Source organism: Candidatus Magnetobacterium casense (assembly GCF_000714715.1).
GTDB classification, from domain to species: domain Bacteria; phylum Nitrospirota; class Thermodesulfovibrionia; order Thermodesulfovibrionales; family Magnetobacteriaceae; genus Magnetobacterium; species Magnetobacterium casense.
This window is the reverse complement of the sequence record NZ_JMFO01000011.1, coordinates 1-16,946: the sequence shown is the minus strand read 5'-3', so window position 1 is coordinate 16,946 and position 16,946 is coordinate 1. Positions and strand designations below refer to the sequence as shown.

Sequence of the window (16,946 nt, the reverse complement as noted above, 5' to 3'; positions counted from 1 at the left end):
GCCTCTATGATAGCATATACATTTTACTTTTTGCTTAACCTTAATTGTAGCCGGCATCAGGGCATTCCCGGTCGAGAGCAGAGAATTTGCAAAACCTGGTGGCTTAGGAGGACGTGTATTCGCCTCATAAACGTATCCTCTTTATATTTCATGGTAACTATGCTTTTACGCATCCTGGATTCCTGGTCAAGCCAGGAATGACACACTTGGAAAACGGCTGTAACTGTCATTCCTGCGAAAGCAGGAATCCATGCCTTTTAACCGTGAAATAAAAATTACCCTGCTTTTTAAAGAGGATACTCATAAACAAGCATACTATTGCCATACTATAAAACATCACACTCCTATCCTTCTTTTCACAATTAAAGAACGGAGCATAAATGTTTAGAACATTAGGGTTAAGAATAATGGGGTCGAGGGGACTGGTCCCCTTGCGGGGGAGGTCTGAGGAGGGGGCGGAGCCGCCCTCCTTCTTTTCTTCTGTTGTTATAGCTACGTATACTCTTCTGCTTATTAAAATTTTATGAGAGTATTTTTGAGTTGAAAATTAAGAGGATGCTCTATATTTTTGAATTGAACGTCATGAAAATATGTAAATCACTAAGGTTAGGTACAAGCAATGCTTTGAGGCATAATAATTGCATGCAAGATATTTTAAAATACCCCCTTGACTTTTTGTTTTTTTTTTTGTATAATTTTAAAATTATTATCTTGTAGGGCTAAACACTCAAGTCCAGTAGTGTATAGAGATGAAAAAGACACTATTGTCGATGGTGTTAAGTAACAGGGGTAGCACTATAACGCCAAGTGCTGAACTATTACGAATAGAATCTATGTTAAATGTCAGCCTTGCTGGCCTATAGAGTCGTATTTCACTGAATATGTATGGAGGAAGTATGTTTTGGAAAAGTAACAACCAAGTAAAGATGAAGCATCTCCCGTCACACTGTGCGACAGGCGTGAGGATGTTGCTCACCTTGGCGTTGTTTGCCATGATCGGAGCAATGTGTATTAACGGAGCCGTAAGCAACGTCTATGCGGCGGAGAACTATATCTTTGTTACTAAATGGGGAAATAATGGCGCAGGAGTTGGTCAATTCAATTACCCATACGGAATCGCGGTTGATACCTCTGGAAACGTCTATGTTGCAGATTGGTATAACACACGTATCCAGAAATTTAGTTCAACTGGCACCTTTTTAACCAAGTGGGGTAGTTCCGGTAGCGGTGATGGTCAATTCACTTATCCATATGGTGTTGCTGTTGATACCTCTGGAAACAACATATATGTTGCAGATGCAACTAACAATAATATCCAGAAGTTCACCTCAACTGGTACCTTTGTATCCAAGTGGGGTAGTTCCGGCAATGGTGATGGTCAATTTAATGTTGCAATGGGAGTCGCTGTTGATGCCTCCGGAAACGTTTATGTTGTGGATAGGAATAATAACCGTATCCAGAAGTTCAGCTCAACCGGTACTTTTATAACTTCTTGGGGTAGTAATGGCTATGGCGATGGTCAATTCGATGCACCAACCGGAATCGCTGTAGATACCTCTGGAAACGTCTACGTTACCGACCGTATTAACAACCGTATCCAGAAGTTCAGTTCAACTGGCACCTTTGTATCCAAGTGGGGTAGTTCCGGCAGCGGTGATGGTCAATTCTCTGACCCCAGAGCAATTACTGTTGATACCTCTGGAAACGTCTATGTCGGCGATACATCTAACAACCGCATCCAGAAATTTAGCTCAACTGGCACATTTATAACCAAGTGGGGTAGTCCCGGCAGCGGTGATGGTCAATTCGCTACCCCGGAAGGAATTACTGTTGATACCTCTGGAAACGTTTATGTTTCCGATTGGGGGAATCATCGCATCCAGAAGTTTGCTCTCGCAACGCCCACTCCTACACCCACTCCTACTCCAACGCCTACTCCTACTCCCACCCCTACTCCGACACCAACACCTACGCCTACGCCCACATCAACCCCTACTTCCACACCAACCCCTACTCCTACTCCTACGTCTACATCAACTCCCACTCCAACAGCAATACCAACTCCGACAGGTACTCCAACTCCCACTCCAACAGCAACACCGACACCAAGCCCTACTCCGACACAGACACCAGACTGTAATAGCAAATCAATCACTCCAACGAGCAAGCATTTCCTTTCAACCGGTGGGAGTGATAGCGTAAGCGTTACGGCTAACACCGGCTGCACATGGACGGCAACGAGTAACGATACTAGCTGGCTTACGATCAATTCAGGCAACTCCGGCAGTGGTAGCGGCAGTGTTGCGTATTCCGTAACGGCAAACACAAACTCTAGCGTACGTATCGGCACAATATCTATCGCAGGTCAAACCTTTACGGTAACTCAGGATGGACAGTCAGCTACAAAGAAGCCCCTAACAATAATGAAACAGGGCACAGGCGGTGGTTCTGTGGCAGCCTCAACCGGTACAATTGTCTGGAACGGTAACACCGGTATTGTTGAATATGACCTCAATACCTCAGTATCTCTCACGGCGCAGGGGGATATGAGTTCAGATTTTGTTTCATGGTCAGGGTGTGACACTACGGCGTCAAATGTGTGTACGGTCAATATGACGGGGGCCAGGACAATCTATGTGACGTTTAACAAAAAGACAAACGGCGGATTTCTCCTGACTGTTACCAAGATAGGCACAGGAGATGGTACGGTAAGCACTTCCACGGGCGTGCTCAACTGGAGCGGTAAGACAGGTACGGCAACTTACACGGCTGGTTCCCAGGTAATCCTCATGGCAGCACCAGACAACACATCAAAGTTTATAGAATGGAAGGGGTGTGATGTGCCCATCGGCAACCAGTGTACGTTGACAATAACCGAAACAAAGAGTGTCTCTGCCGAGTTTAATAAGACCACAACAGGCAAGGCTAAGAAAGATTTTAACGGTGATGGTAAGAGCGACGTCATGTGGCAGAATTCCAAGACAGGGGACGTGGCCATCTGGCAGATGGATGGTGTTACAAGAAAGTCTGCTGCCTTTGCGGCAAATAACGTCCCCGCCAACTGGCGTGTCAAAGCGGCGGAGGATTTTGACGGCGATGGTAAAAGTGACATGATGTGGCAAGACATCGACACGGGTGACGTCTACGTATGGCTAATGGATAACGGCAAACCAAAATCCGGTAACTACGTGGCCAGGGGTATCCCGGCGGACTGGCAGATCAAGCTCTCTGAGGATTTTGACGGCGATGGCAAGAGCGACGTTATGTGGCAGGACTCCAAATCCGGGGCAGTCTACATCTGGCTGATGAATGGCACCGCCATAGCCTCCGGAGATTATGTAGTTGGTAGTATGCCACAAGACTGGTATGTCAAGGGAGTAGGAGACTTCAATGGCGATGGCAAGGCTGACATCCTGTGGCAAAACCAAAATGGTGACTTCTTTGGATGGCTGATGGATGGCACAAAGATTAAGGCCGGAAGTGATTTCATTGTCAAAGGGATACCAATGGAATGGCAGATCAAAGGAGTTGCGGACTATAATGGTGACGGCAATAGCGATGTGTACCTGCAAAATAGCGTTACAGGTCAGAGCGTAATCTGGCTGATGGATGGTATACAGATAAAGGGAGCCGACTTCGTGAAACCTAAAGGTGGTGCAACAACCCAATCAGTGCCAATAACTGAACGTGGAAAAGGCTCCGACACCTGGGATGTAAAATCAACAGGAGACTATAACGGTGACGGTATGAATGACGTGCTCTGGCAGAATGGTTCAACTGGAGATGTATATATGTGGTCAATGGACAGCACGGGATTGAATTATTCAGGAGGATTTGTAGAGCAAGGAATTCCCAGTGAATGGAGTATCTATTAATCTACATAACGGTAATGAGGGCTGCCTTAAGGCAGCCCTTTTTCAAGAAACATAAACCAAACTAAAAGGAGTGTACACAATGAAGAGAAATAGGCTTTTGGGAGCAAAAGGTCTGTTAGTAGTTTGCGTATGGTTTGCGTTGTTTGTTATTGCAACAAGTAGGATGGTAACAGCAGCCCAAGGTGATGAGGTGCAAGTACAGATTGCACCACTTAACCCTGAATTTATCGAATATGTCAACAGCATTAAAGAAAGAGGCACAACCACGGAAACAAGCACAAACGAACATGCAACAGGAGCTATCCCATCACCAGTTGACCTATCACATCTGGCAGGACAACGTGTGTATGATGACAACGCCGTCTTCCCCACGTCATACGATCTTCGCACGACAGGTAAGCTCACAGCCGTCAAGAACCAAGGCTTATGCGGTACATGCTGGGCCTTTGCCTCTTACGGATCATTGGAGAGCGCCTTGATGCCAGGGGAGGCAAACGATTTCGCCGAAAACCACCTCAAGAATACACACGGTTTTGATAAAGGCATGTGTCAAGGTGGCAACGCCTCGATTTCAACAGCCTATCTTTCCAGGTGGGGTGGTGCTGTAAATGAGTGGCAGGACCCATACAACACGTCATCAAACGAATCTCCTGCTGGTCTGACCCCACATAAACACATTCAGGAGGTGTTATTCATACCAGGCAGTGTCGGCTTTATGGATAACGACGAGATTAAACGTGCCGTAATGAACTACGGTGCCATGTACACCACATACTATCACAACGATTCGTACTATAAGGCAACCACGTACTCCTACTACTACAATGGCACATCTTCGTTAAACCACGCTGTTGCCATTGTGGGTTGGGATGATAATTATGATAAATCGAAGTTCTCTCCAGTTCCCCCTAACAACGGGGCATTTATTGTTAGAAATAGCTGGGGTAAATATTGGGGTGAAAGTGGCTATTTCTACATCTCTTACTATGACAAAAATATAGCTAAAGGGCAGAACGTCGTCTTTAACAATGTCGAATCGAGGTCCAACTACACCAGTATCTATCAGCATGATCCCCTTGGGCATACGAGTTCAATAGGCTATAATAGTGAAACCGGATGGTTCGCTAACATATTCACATCAAATGGCGATGAGCTGCTTTCGGCAGTAGCCTTTTACACTATGTCGCCCAATTCTTCCTATACAATCTATGTTTACAAGGATACCACCTTAATGACTACTCAAGATGGTTCTATACCGTATGCTGGATACCACACGATAAAAATTACACAACCTGTTGGCCTTAATGCCGGACAAAAGTTTTCTGTAGTCGTAAAACTGACAACTCCCGGATACAAATACCAAATATCAATTGAAAGGCCTAGTGCCAATTATAGCAGCGGGGCTACGGCCAGCCCTGGTCAAAGCTATATAAGCAGCAACGGCGCCAACTGGACAGATCTAACAACAAATTTTCCAAATTCAAATGTCTGTTTAAAGGCATTCACAAAGCATGCGTCAGGAATAAGCGTAGCCTACCCGCAACAGAATGCCGTACTGCCAGGCGGGACTAATTACAACATCCAGTGGACAACGACTAATCTGTCGAATAATAAGTGTGATATAACCTTCTATGACGGATCAGCATGGACACAGGTAGCAAAAAACGTGTCCGATAGCTTTAGCTGGCAGACTCCAAATAAAAGCGTATCAGCCAGTGTAGGCTTAATGTTTATCGGTTGTGCTTTGGACGCCAACGGTAGTCAGTATGAAGCTGCTACGTATGTAAAGGTTGGGATATCCAGTAGCGCAACAATGAGTGTAACATCCCCGCAGAATGGTCAGGTTTTGTCAGGAGGGTCTTACTACAACATCCAGTGGACGACGGCTAATGTTTCAAATAACAAGTGTGATATAACCTTCTATGACGGAGCATTGTGGACGGAGGTAGCAAAAAACGTGTCAAATAGTTTTAGCTGGCTGGTTCCAAATAAAAGTGTATCTAATAGTGTAGGCTTAATGTTTATCGGTTGTGCTTTGGACGCCAACGGTAGTCAGTATGAGATTACTACTTATAGGAAAATTGGCATAGTCAGTAGCGCAACAATGAGTGTAACATCCCCGCAGAATGATCAGGTTTTGTCAGGAGGGTCTTATTACAACATCCAGTGGACGACGGCTAATGTTTCAAATAACAAGTGTGATATCACCTTCTATGACGGAGCATTGTGGATGGAGGTAGCAACAAGCGTATCCAATAGTTTTAGCTGGCTGGTTCCAAATAAAAGTGTATCTAATAGTGTAGGCTTAATGTTTATTATCGGTTGTGCTTTGGACGCCAACGGTAGTCAGTATGAGATTACTACTTATAGGAAAAATTGGCATAGTCAGTAGCGCAACAATGAGTGTAACATCCCCGCAGAATGATCAGGTTTTGTCAGGAGGGTCTTATTACAACATCCAGTGGACGACGGCTAATGTTTCAAATAACAAGTGTGATATCACCTTCTATGACGGAGCATTGTGGATGGAGGTAGCAACAAGCGTATCCAATAGCTTTAGCTGGTTGGTTCCAAATAAAAATGTATCGAATAGCGTAGGCAATATGTTTATAGGTTGTAGTTTAGCCAACGGTCAGTATGAGATTACTACTTATAGGAAAATTGGTATAGCCAGTAGCGCAACAATGAGTGTAACATCCCCGCAGAATGGTCAGGTTTTGTCAGGAGGGTCTTATTACAACATCCAGTGGACGACGGCTAATGTTTCAAGTAACAAGTGTGATATAACCTTCTATGACGGAGCATCGTGGACGGAGGTAGCGAAAAACGTGTCAAATAGCTTTAGCTGGCGGGTTCCAAATAAGAGCGTATCAACCAGTGCAGGCAATATGTTTATAGGTTGTAGTTTAGCCAACGGTCAGTATGAGATTACTACTTATAGGAAAATTGGTATAGCCAGTAGCGCAGGCTCAACCTCTTCTGCTTTCTGGACAGGAAACGGATCGCTCATAAGTTATAATGGACGATCTTTGACAAAAGATGTTGTAGGGGCTGAGTATCCTTATGGAATTACACGAGATGTAACGGTGTTACAATCGTCAACAAATCTACCCGCAGGTTTCTTTCAGTGGCACATTAACACAAATGGGTGTAGCAAGTTAAAAATTTCTACTCCCACGAACAGCGAAAGATTTGATGTTGTAATAGGAGATTGGAACACCAGAGCAAACGACAAGATTTATTCAAACGTTGAACTGCCAGCTGTCATTAATCACGCTGATGGCGCAGGAGATGATGATTGGAATGTGTTAATGATTGCCGCTAAGGACACGGTTAACACCTCTGTCAAGTTGGATGTACAATGTAGCAATGAGCTGCTCACAAGTTCTCATGCGCCTGCAGGGTCTAATGCAGGTGTGCTTTACGATGGTAGCTATAAGTGGAATGGAAACGCATCGGTTATCAGTCATAGTTTTAGAAGTCTTGCCAATGTACCTGCTTCAGGAGAATGGCCATACGGCGCTTTTAAGGATGTAACAAGGGTCGAACCATCAACCTACAAACCGGTAGTGTTTTTCCAATGGCAGGTGTGGAATAGTGGTTGCAGCCAACTTACATTGAATGCTCCACAACTAAGCGATAGTGAGAAGTACGTTGATATTACGATGAAGAATTGGGATTCAACAAACATAGTCACATACTCCAACCAGAAATTACCCTATACACTATACGCTGATACTAGTCTACCAGATGATGGCACGCAATGGAAAGTCGTAGAGATTAAGTTTTTAAATCCTGTAACCAAGGCGGCAGATGTGACTGCAAACTGTCCAAACTATTAAGGAGGTTTAGTTAGAATGAGTTCAAGAAGAAGATTGACGCATAGATACATATTGCATCTTGTTTCGGTGGGCATAGTGTTTTTGTCTATGCTGCTTATGTCAACACAAGCAGCATATGCTGGAAAGGGATCACATAAACTCACCGTAACAAAGAACGGCAGAGGAGAAGTCACCAGCAGCCCTGGTGGTATTAGTTGCGGTACAGGTTGTTCCTCTGATTTTACCGCAGGCATAGAAGTAACCCTAACGGCGAAGCCGGATTCAGGTTCAACCGTAATTTGGGGTGAATCTTGCTCAGGGACAAGTTTGACCTGCAAGGTAACCATGACGGCGGATACTCTTGTAACGGTTACGTTTACGTCAGGTACAACACCGACGTTATGGAGTAATAAGAAGGACTTTGACGGAGATGGTAAAAGTGACATCATGTGGCAAAACAGCAGCACAGGAGATGTCGTTATATGGTTGATGAACGGAAAGGCAATAAAAGGTGGTGAATTTGTAGTTAAGGGCTTACCCTCAGATTGGGCGATTAAGGGCATAGGTGACTTCAATGGCGATAGCAAGGCGGACGTTCTATTGCAAAACACCACTAACGGTGACGTCTACATTTGGATCATGGATGGGGCTAAGATATCTGGTGGTGGTTTTGCCTTACATGGTATGCCAGGGGAGTGGTTATTCAAGGCAGTAGGCGACTTTAATGGCGATGCCAAGAGTGACATACTATGGCAAAACAGCACAAACGGTGATGTTGCCCTGTGGTTAATGGATGGGGCTGGTATAACGAGTGGTGACTTTGTAGTAAAATCTCTACCCTCAGATTGGACAGTCAAGGCAGTGGCAGATTTTAATAACGATGGCAAGAGCGACGTCCTTTTGCAAAACGATAGCGGTGATATTTACATCTGGAGCATGGACGCAACAAAGGTACAAGGAGGCGGATTCGCTGCCAGGGGTATCCCGGGCAACTGGCTGATAAAGGCTATAACTGATTTAGATGGTGACGGTAAGAACGACGTAATATGGCAGGACACCATAACCGGTGACACAGCCGCCTGGATAATGGATGGCTTTAGTGTCGTTGGCGGCAACTACCTGGCACGAGGGATACCAAACAACTGGAATATCCTGACAAGTGGAGATTACAGCGGCACCGGCAAGGGTCATGTATTGTGGCAGGATAGTGTAACTGGCGACATTGCAGTGTGGTTTATGAACGGGCTTAACATCTCCGGTGGAGATTACGTGCTAAAAGGTATGCCATCAGATTGGCAGATCAAATAGAAAGTTGGGGGTCGAGGGGGGCAGCGCCGCCCCCTTTTTCTTATTTTTTTTGGGGGGGGTAGGCTAACCATTCATAATCAGCAGTGTAACCAGCAGGGTCGCCAGGAGGTAGAGTATGTAGAGCCTCATCTGCCCGCCCTGAAGCCGGCCAATGGTCTCAAACGCCCGCCTGCAACGCAGCCAAAACCACGGCAACACCCCGCCGATGCCTTGCACAATGGCGTCAACACGGGCTACAACGGCGACCATGGAGGCGGAACCGGCAACGAAGAATGAGGCCGATGAACGTTGATTTTTCTCACCGTTGACAAGTGCAACTGGTTGGGCTTTTGGGGTCAGCGACCCCTGGCTCAATGGAACCAACGACCTCAGAAGCATAAGCGCCCCGGTTGCAAACACCGGCAACAGTGATGCCCTCGATATCGATGAGACGAGCATAGAGGTTTCGTGTATGGCGATATCGGGGTTTATGTGCATAGAGACCAACGCTGCCTTTACCACGCCTGACACCAGCTCCGGCATCAGGCCGAGCAGCAGACAGACAACGGCAAGCACCACCATAGGCAGGGTCATGGAGGCAGGGGATGGCTCTGCCTCGGCGGCCTTCGTGCTGCGTGGCTGCCCCAGGAGCGCATAACCTGACACCTTTATGAAGGCTATGGCCGTCAGGGCATTTATCAGCGCAAGGGCTGCAACACCCAGCCCTCCCGCACTTAACACTGCCCCATTGGCTGACCCCTTGGCCCCCAGTAGCCCCATGAAAATGACGGCAACACTGATAAAACCGTTAAAGGGCGGCAGACCGCACACGCACAGACATCCGCACAGAAACAACACCGCCACAACCGGCATCCTCTTTATGAGTCCGCCCATAAGGCCCAGGTTGCCGGTATTAACGCCCCTGACAAAGGCGCCAACACCATAGGCCAGCAGCCCCTTAAACAGGGTGTGATTCAACGTATGAAACACGGCGCCACCAAAGCCAAGTGCGGTCATCAGGGGCAGACCGTTGCCCTGACCTATCAGACCGGTGCCGATGCCGATCCCTATGACGCCGGTGTTTTCAACGCTGTTGCAGGTGATAACTCCTCTGAGGTTGTTCTGCGTGATGCTGTTGATGGCGCCCCACAGGCCCGTGACAACGGAGAATATGAGCACCACGTAACCGGCATATTTGGGGGCAGTCCCCGTTTCAGCAATGCACCTGAGTATCCCGTAGATGCCCATGTTTGTGAGGAGTCCGGATAACAGCCATAGATCGCCGCCGGCGGTGGTGGTGGAGGTCTTTGTCATCCAGGCATGAAAAGGCACACTACCCGCCATGAAGCCAAACCCCACCAGCAGCAGGTAATACACGCCCACACCCGAAGAACTCCACCGGAGTGCGGCCAGATCAGTGAAATCCGTCCCGCCGCAGTACACACTGGCAGCGGCAAACCCCGCCATCAACACAATGACCCCCATGTGCATATATGCGATGTATCCCAGGGCAACGGCCCTTGTCCGTGTGCCTTGGCGCTCAGACAGGAGTATAAAAAATGCGCACACCAACATAATCTCCCATGCCATGACAAAGGCTATGGTGTTTTTGACCGTCACGACGACAACCATGGCGGCAAGCATCAGGTTAAAAAACATATAGTGTCGCGCTACAGGTATGTTTTTATTGGGATTAAGGCGTATGTACCCCTGCATGTACAGGGCATTGAGAGTGCCCATAACGGCAATAAGACAGACAAAGAAGGCCGATAAGGCATCCAGTTGCAGCGGCACCACTGCCAGAGGAGAACCGAGGTCTAAGACAACCATGCGGGACTGCCCTGAAAACAGCACATCATAGGCGACCTTAACCATAAACGCCGCCCCAACAACAACAGACGCCAGAGAGATAACCCCGGGGAAGTGCTCCGAACCCCTGCCAAGAGCCTTGACCACTCTGCCCCCCACCCCACCTACCACCACGGCTGCAACAACAATCAGGGCAAGGGCATAAAACACATATGACAACTCAGCGCATCCTGTGGCCACACTCCGTGCGCCATGTAAGCAGAAGAGTATAAGTAGCTATAACAACAGAAGAAAAGAAGGAGGGCGGCTCCGCCCCCTCCTCAGACCTCCCCCGCAAGGGGACCAGTCCCCTTGACCCCATTATTCTTAACCCTAATGTTCTAAACATTTATACTCCGTTATTTATCGTTGCAGCGCTCGCAGTAGAACTCAAACTGAAAACCGGCATTGACTCCGTGCGATATGCACATGTCGCTGTAGTTTCTGCTAAAACTTATCTCTGCCATGTGCTCCTCAGACGTTGTTGTCGTTAAAGATTGCCAGCAACCTGTCACGGGCGTTGTTTAGGAAGTAGGGGTTTTCAGGCCACTGTTCCATTATTATCGAACCGGAAAAGTTGCGTCGTTTCATTTCGGCGACAAAGGCGGTTATGCCGATGGGGTTGTCCCCGGCCGGGCCAGTGAATATGGGCATATGTCTGTCCCAATCGCCGTAGTTTTCGTGCATGTGGATGTGTATGATTGATACGTGCGGCTGTATTGTCCTGATGTAGCGGATGTAGTCATTGCGTGTATGGGGGAATATGTTTGCGTGTCCGATGTCAAAGCACATTCCCACGTGGTCTGTTGGTATGTGGTCGAGCTGTCCGATAAGCTCAAATGCCCTGTTGACGTCATCAGGGGATATTTCCGGGGTGTTTTCGATTGAGAGCTTCAGGTTTAACTCTGCCGTGCGTCTGATGTAAGGCTCCAGGGATTGTACGTATCTCTCCATTCCCTCGTGGTTAAACAGGTGGATGTTGATAAGCACGGCACCTATGTCCAGGGCAAAGTCAACGGTATTGGTGAAGGCGTCATAGGTCTCACCCCGCAGCGGATTTACCACAAGGGGGGCATGGACGCTCAGGGTGATCTTTTGTTGAGCGGCCTTTTTCCTTATGTTAGTTCTTTCGGTGGGGCTTATATCGTCCTCCAGCCACCCCCCCCAATCCTTCTTGTCAGGGAACCACTCAAAGGTATCAAATCCGCTGGCGATGGCATACCCAAACGGCAGCCCCGGCGATGAGGCTACACATGAGGTCTGGTTGCCAACCCTTATCTGCAGTTGCGTGAACATAGTTTATAGTAATGGTTTGCGCACAGCTTTGTCAATCCGTGGAAAAAAAGAAGGGAAACGGCTCTGCCCTCCCCACCATCCCCCTGTTTATGTTAATATATGGCATGAGAAAACATACAAGATCAAACGAGTTATTTTCCAAGGCTCAACAACTGATCCCTGGAGGTGTCAACAGTCCGGTGAGGGCGTTTAAGGCGGTGGGAGGCAATCCGCTGTTTATTGCACGTGCAAAGGGGTCGCGGGTCTACGACGTCGATGACAATGCCTACATTGATTACGTCCTTTCCTGGGGACCGATGGTGCTTGGTCATGCGCACCCTGCGGTGGTTGAGGCCATCAGGGGGGCGGTCGAAAACGGCACGAGCTACGGTGCCCCAACTGCACTTGAGGTGGAGCTGGCCGAGCTTGTCCTGGGGCTATATCCGTCTATGGCCAAGGTGCGCTTTGTCAACTCTGGAACCGAGGCCACAATGAGTGCCATACGAGCAGCCAGGGCTTTTACGAAAAAGGACAAGGTTATCAAGTTTGACGGTTGCTACCACGGTCATGCCGATGGCCTCCTGGTGAAGGCCGGCTCCGGGGCAACGACCCTGTCGATCCCTACCAGTCCGGGAGTGCCGCAGTCCTTTGCAGCGGCCACCATAACCCTGCCATTTAACAACGTCGATGCCATTGAAACCGTTATCACACAGCAACACAAGGAAATCGCCTGTATCATCCTTGAACCCGTGATCGGTAACATTGGCTGCGTACTGCCCAGAGAGGGATTCCTGCAACGACTCAGGGAACTCTCTGCCAGGTACGATATCGTACTCATATTTGATGAGGTCATGACGGGGTTCAGGGTTGGCATTGGCGGCGCTCAGGCAATGTATGGGATCACGCCTGATATGACATGCCTGGGCAAGGTGATTGGAGGAGGTCTGCCCGTGGGGGCATACGGTGGCAAGGGTGAGATCATGGCTATGATAGCGCCGGAGGGACCTGTCTACCAGGCGGGTACGCTATCGGGTAATCCCATCGCCATGACTGCCGGTATCAAGACCCTCAGGCTGCTCATGGAAGGTGGCGTATACGACAAGCTGGAGCGCACGGCTCAGGCGCTACAGGAGGGCTTGACGGACGCCGCAGCCAAAGCAGGCGCAAAAACAAGGTTCTACCGCGTTGGGACAATGTTCTGCCAGTACTTCTGCGACGGCGACGTCTTTGACTACGACACGGCACTTAAAGCAGATACCGAACGATATGGACGATTTTTCAGGCTCATGCTCGATGAGGGCGTGTACCTGGCTCCATCTCAGTTTGAGGCCGGGTTCATTTCGTTGGCTCACTCAGACGGCGATATCGACGATACCATCAAGGCCGCATTCAAGTCCCTTAAGGCCCTATAACCTCAACGCGCAATCAAAAAAAGACGGGGGGTGTTTGCCCCCCAATGGGGCATTATCAGTTGTGGTTCAGTCTGCAACTGCCCTAACGCCTATAGCATCTCATTAAACCGCGACACTCCAACACCACACAAAGGACACTTCCACCCCTCAGGCAAGTCCTTGAACTCCACCCCGGGCGGTATCTTTGACTTCTTGTCCCCCTTTTTGGGATCGTATATGTAACCGCACAGACCACACACATAAACCTTTGATTCCTGAGCTTGTGACATAATATCTATCCTTCCTTTTTGTTTTGTTTAAAATTCGTAACTAATGTTACAACCTTTAAACTATAAACGTCAAGGGGATTAGGGATAGGTATAATTTGTTCTATGCCACCAAGCCCAATCCTACCCTCCCCTGACCCCTGAAGGTGAGAACAGCTCATTTTCGGGCGTCTGTCAACTTAACGAGCGTTCTTCTGACGTTTAAGACTATAGCATACACAACGCCAATGACAAACAGGGGGATGGACAACATATCTTCCCATGTCTGCATTTCCTCTCTGGATTTATCATGCACTTGTTTGACGTTAAGAGTTGTGCCTGTTGTTGCCTCCGCAGTGCCTGCAACTGAATCGTTATGCAGCGATGCCGGGCGTTTAAGGCTTGCACTAATACCCCTGAAATACTCTACGGTTAATTTGGCAAGGAATATGCGCTTAACATTCAAGTCATGTTTCAGAATTTTAAATGCCCCGGCACTCCAGCCGTTACGTGTCAATTCGAAAAACATCTGCAAAGGACACAGATAGCTCTCCAGTGTCTTCTCTATTGCCACCGTATCGGTAAGTGCCTTATACAGGGTTGCCATCAGGCTACGTGTTGATCTGAAAATAGGGATCACCGTCCTTATCTATTTCCTATATTCTAACATTTTGGCGGATGTCCTGTGGAAGAAATAGTTTTGTCACCGATGTTGTCTGTCTTGTGGGTGGATATAGCAGGTTTCGATTGGATTAAGTACAAAAGACATGGCATTTTTTATGGGGCAAAGAGGTTTGAGTGGAAGGGCAGAGCCCTTCCACCTTCTTTCGCTTAGTATATACTCCAGTTTTGTGGAATACCATGGTCTACCCAACCTCCAGAGTAACCATTACCACTGCCGTCCATTATCCACATATATACATCACCTGTTGAACTATTATGCCAGATCATATCACTAACACCATCACCGTTGTAGTCGCCTGAGGATTTCAGCTCCCAGGTACTGGTACCAGAACTGTGCTGTGTTAGCGGGCCTGATTGACTTGTCGATGTACTATTTGGTTTTGTGTAATCGGCATGGATTATTTTTGTCCCATCCATCAACCAGATTACGGTTTTGGCTGTCGTGGTGTTGTATATGGATACATCACTCTTACCATCACCATTATAGTCAGCAATTGCCTTGACCTGCCAATCCGTCGGTATCCCCTTGACAACATCGTCACTGCTAGGTTGCATCTTTGTTCCATCCATCAACCAAAGATAGAAGTCACCGCATCACTCTTGCCATCAGCATCAAAATCCCGCTTTGCCTTCTTACCAATGTTGTTAAGTTTAAACTCTACGGATATGGACTTGGCCGATGTCATATTCACAGTGCACTGATTGCCAATAGAATCACTACAGCCGGTCCATGCTACGAACTTTGAAGTGCTAGCCGCATCAGCTTTTAAGATCACCTGAGAATTGGCAGAATACATAGCCGTCCCAGTCTTGCCAGTCCACTGGAGTACACCAGTAGACGGTGTCACTGACCCATCACCTGTGTCTGTTTTTGTCACAGTCAACATAAAGGCATTTGACGCCTTTTTATCAAATTTTACAGTAACCGTCTTGGATACTGTCATCTTGACTGTACATATATTAGATGAAGTTGTATCACAACCTGACCATGTAACAAAATCTGAGCTCATATCTCCACTTGCTGTAAGTGTTACTGTGGTGTTAATATCATACTCAGCACTGCCAGAAGAACCGTTCCATATAATTGTACCTATTGAAGCATCTATAGAACCATCACCAGTACCTTGTTTTAAGATGTTGAGTACCTTTTTGGTTGATGACTGACCCTCTTGAGCTACTGTAAATGTCTGATCTGCAATGGTCATTGTACCGGTACGTATACTTGCAGTTGTATTTGCAGTTACTGTGTAGGATACAGTACCATTTCCACTTCCAGAACTACCTCCAACTATTGCTATCCAATCGCTTTTGCTTGTTGCAGTCCATGTACATCCAGCACTAGCCGTAACACTTACGCTGCCACTGCCACCGGCAGATGAAAAAGTATTACTTGTTGGACTGATTGATTTAGTCGTACAGCCTGGTGTCGGCGTCGGGGTAGGCGTAGGGGTCGAACTTGGCGTAGGTGTAGGTGTCGGGGTTGGGGTTGGTGACAGAGCAAAAGTGGCTGTAACATTGCAATCATTTGTTATGGACCGGTCGTATATGTACTACCACTGAGTGATCCACCACAACCCGTTACGTTAGATACCTGATACCATGAATTGGGCGTCACAATTAGGGTTGTAGTATCACCAGAGGTAACCGTCTGAGATGCTGGTGTAAGGGGTGCATAAATTTTTGGTGGCATCAGGCTGCAACCTTTAGATGTGTGACAATATTGCTCCATCGTCCAGATAGATATAATGCTCTTAGTGATACCATAGGTTGGACGTTTTTCTTGTTCCAATGCATGCCCGATTGTTTCATTCTGCTTTGCACTATAATACGATGGGAACTCTCTATAACTCCACTGCCTATATCAATAAGTACCTACCCATAAGTAATTATATATTCTTGACCAAAATTATTAAGCACACCATCAATGTAATCTACCAAATGGTTCCAACTTTTGTATGCGCTGAAGTTAATCCATTCATACTTCATAAATCTCCACAGAATTTCAATTAAATTCATTTTAGGAGAATAAGGTGGAAGATAGAATATTTTCAACCCTTTTGCTTCCCATTTAGGAATATTTTCCTCGAAACTTTTACTCTTATGAGGTGAGGCATTATCAATAACTAATCGAGCCTCTTGCAAAACTCCTAAACTAAACCTTTTTTAGTTCTCTTTGTGCTATAATATAACACCTAAATATAATAGATTAAAAGGAGAACATAATGTTATTAGAGAGTATATCATGGTTAGCAGGAAATATACAACGGGTACTGTTCCCAGAGTTGGAAGAAATACTTACCGATCCAATAACCAAGAAACAAAAGCAGTTAGTTACAATCCTGGAGATAGTTCAGATAGAAAGACATATGTGGTGGGTAGACAGTCAATGCATAGGTCGTAAACTCAAGGAGAGGTATGCAATTGGCAGAGCGTTTGTAGCCAAAGTTGTCTATAATTACCCTACGACAAGTCTTTTGATAGAATCTACTAAAAACGATG

12 protein-coding genes and 2 pseudogenes are annotated in these 16,946 nt (G+C 47.0%); 6 read left to right on the top strand and 8 right to left on the bottom strand.

The genetic code is table 11. The features are described 5' to 3' along the window. Positions 1–896: 896 nt before the first annotated feature. From Mcas_RS18105 to Mcas_RS07635, 4 genes are all read left to right on the top strand, one after another. Entirely contained in the window at positions 897–3,875 is a 2,979-nt protein-coding gene (locus tag Mcas_RS18105; protein WP_156033258.1) for a 6-bladed beta-propeller, read from the top strand. Between the two features lie 79 nt (positions 3,876–3,954). Beyond that, positions 3,955–6,267: a C1 family peptidase gene (locus Mcas_RS16535; RefSeq protein WP_052566999.1), complete on the top strand. Its 2,313-nt coding sequence runs from the start codon at positions 3,955–3,957 to the stop codon at positions 6,265–6,267. 7 nt (positions 6,268–6,274) lie between these two features. Beyond that, positions 6,275–7,717, top strand: a complete 1,443-nt coding sequence (locus Mcas_RS07645; RefSeq protein ID WP_156033257.1) for a hypothetical protein — start codon at positions 6,275–6,277, stop codon at positions 7,715–7,717. Between the two features lie 15 nt (positions 7,718–7,732). Next, complete coding sequence (locus tag Mcas_RS07635) at positions 7,733–9,004, top strand: VCBS repeat-containing protein (protein WP_156033256.1); 1,272 nt, start codon at positions 7,733–7,735, stop codon at positions 9,002–9,004. 63 nt (positions 9,005–9,067) lie between these two features. Here Mcas_RS07635 and Mcas_RS07630 read toward each other — a convergent pair whose 3' ends face one another. Together Mcas_RS07630 and Mcas_RS07625 are read right to left on the bottom strand one after the other, a co-directional pair. Next, positions 9,068–11,002: a proton-conducting transporter transmembrane domain-containing protein gene (locus Mcas_RS07630; protein WP_235203291.1), complete on the bottom strand. Its 1,935-nt coding sequence runs from the start codon at positions 11,000–11,002 to the stop codon at positions 9,068–9,070. A gap of 303 nt (positions 11,003–11,305) precedes the next feature. Beyond that, positions 11,306–12,127: a sugar phosphate isomerase/epimerase family protein gene (locus Mcas_RS07625; RefSeq protein WP_040334936.1), complete on the bottom strand. Its 822-nt coding sequence runs from the start codon at positions 12,125–12,127 to the stop codon at positions 11,306–11,308. A 104-nt stretch (positions 12,128–12,231) separates the two neighbouring features. Here Mcas_RS07625 and hemL point away from each other — a divergent pair, with 104 nt between their 5' ends. After that, positions 12,232–13,518 (top strand): glutamate-1-semialdehyde 2,1-aminomutase, encoded by a 1,287-nt coding sequence (hemL, locus tag Mcas_RS07620; protein WP_040334986.1) that lies wholly within the window; start codon positions 12,232–12,234, stop codon positions 13,516–13,518. Positions 13,519–13,607: 89 nt separating this feature from the next. Here the strand turns inward: hemL and Mcas_RS07615 are convergent, their stop codons facing one another. From Mcas_RS07615 to Mcas_RS07595, 6 genes and pseudogenes are all read right to left on the bottom strand, one after another. Then, positions 13,608–13,787 carry a rubredoxin gene (locus tag Mcas_RS07615; protein ID WP_040334935.1) on the bottom strand — a complete coding sequence of 60 codons (180 nt, stop codon included), beginning with the start codon at positions 13,785–13,787 and terminating at the stop codon, positions 13,608–13,610. 154 nt (positions 13,788–13,941) lie between these two features. Then, positions 13,942–14,370 carry a hypothetical protein gene (locus Mcas_RS07610; RefSeq protein ID WP_040334934.1) on the bottom strand — a complete coding sequence of 143 codons (429 nt, stop codon included), beginning with the start codon at positions 14,368–14,370 and terminating at the stop codon, positions 13,942–13,944. Between the two features lie 224 nt (positions 14,371–14,594). Further along, positions 14,595–15,002: a hypothetical protein gene (locus Mcas_RS07605; protein WP_156033254.1), complete on the bottom strand. Its 408-nt coding sequence runs from the start codon at positions 15,000–15,002 to the stop codon at positions 14,595–14,597. A 14-nt stretch (positions 15,003–15,016) separates the two neighbouring features. Continuing rightward, positions 15,017–15,850, bottom strand: coding sequence for an InlB B-repeat-containing protein (locus Mcas_RS07600; protein ID WP_268748992.1), 834 nt, complete (start codon positions 15,848–15,850; stop codon positions 15,017–15,019). 286 nt (positions 15,851–16,136) lie between these two features. Beyond that, positions 16,137–16,313: pseudogene (locus tag Mcas_RS18100) on the bottom strand (ISKra4-like element ISUnCu20 family transposase); the annotation flags it as partial. 6 nt (positions 16,314–16,319) lie between these two features. Beyond that, positions 16,320–16,589 (bottom strand): transposase, encoded by a 270-nt coding sequence (locus tag Mcas_RS07595; RefSeq protein ID WP_052566997.1) that lies wholly within the window; start codon positions 16,587–16,589, stop codon positions 16,320–16,322. A gap of 80 nt (positions 16,590–16,669) precedes the next feature. Here Mcas_RS07595 and Mcas_RS07590 point away from each other — a divergent pair. Beyond that, positions 16,670–16,946 (top strand): annotated as a pseudogene (locus Mcas_RS07590) (IS5/IS1182 family transposase); the annotation flags it as partial.

Bases quoted from the DNA above. Each gene is read 5' to 3' on its own strand.
- hemL (WP_040334986.1), top strand. From the start codon at position 12,232: ATGAGAAAACATACAAGATCAAACGAGTTATTTTCCAAGGCTCAACAA.
- Mcas_RS07605 (WP_156033254.1), bottom strand. From the start codon at position 15,002: ATGCAACCTAGCAGTGACGATGTTGTCAAGGGGATACCGACGGATTGG.
- Mcas_RS18105 (WP_156033258.1), top strand. From the start codon at position 897: ATGTTTTGGAAAAGTAACAACCAAGTAAAGATGAAGCATCTCCCGTCA.
- Mcas_RS16535 (WP_052566999.1), top strand. From the start codon at position 3,955: ATGAAGAGAAATAGGCTTTTGGGAGCAAAAGGTCTGTTAGTAGTTTGC.
- Mcas_RS07635 (WP_156033256.1), top strand. From the start codon at position 7,733: ATGAGTTCAAGAAGAAGATTGACGCATAGATACATATTGCATCTTGTT.
- Mcas_RS07610 (WP_040334934.1), bottom strand. From the start codon at position 14,370: ATGGCAACCCTGTATAAGGCACTTACCGATACGGTGGCAATAGAGAAG.
- Mcas_RS07625 (WP_040334936.1), bottom strand. From the start codon at position 12,127: ATGTTCACGCAACTGCAGATAAGGGTTGGCAACCAGACCTCATGTGTA.
- Mcas_RS07615 (WP_040334935.1), bottom strand. From the start codon at position 13,787: ATGTCACAAGCTCAGGAATCAAAGGTTTATGTGTGTGGTCTGTGCGGT.
- Mcas_RS07645 (WP_156033257.1), top strand. From the start codon at position 6,275: ATGAGTGTAACATCCCCGCAGAATGATCAGGTTTTGTCAGGAGGGTCT.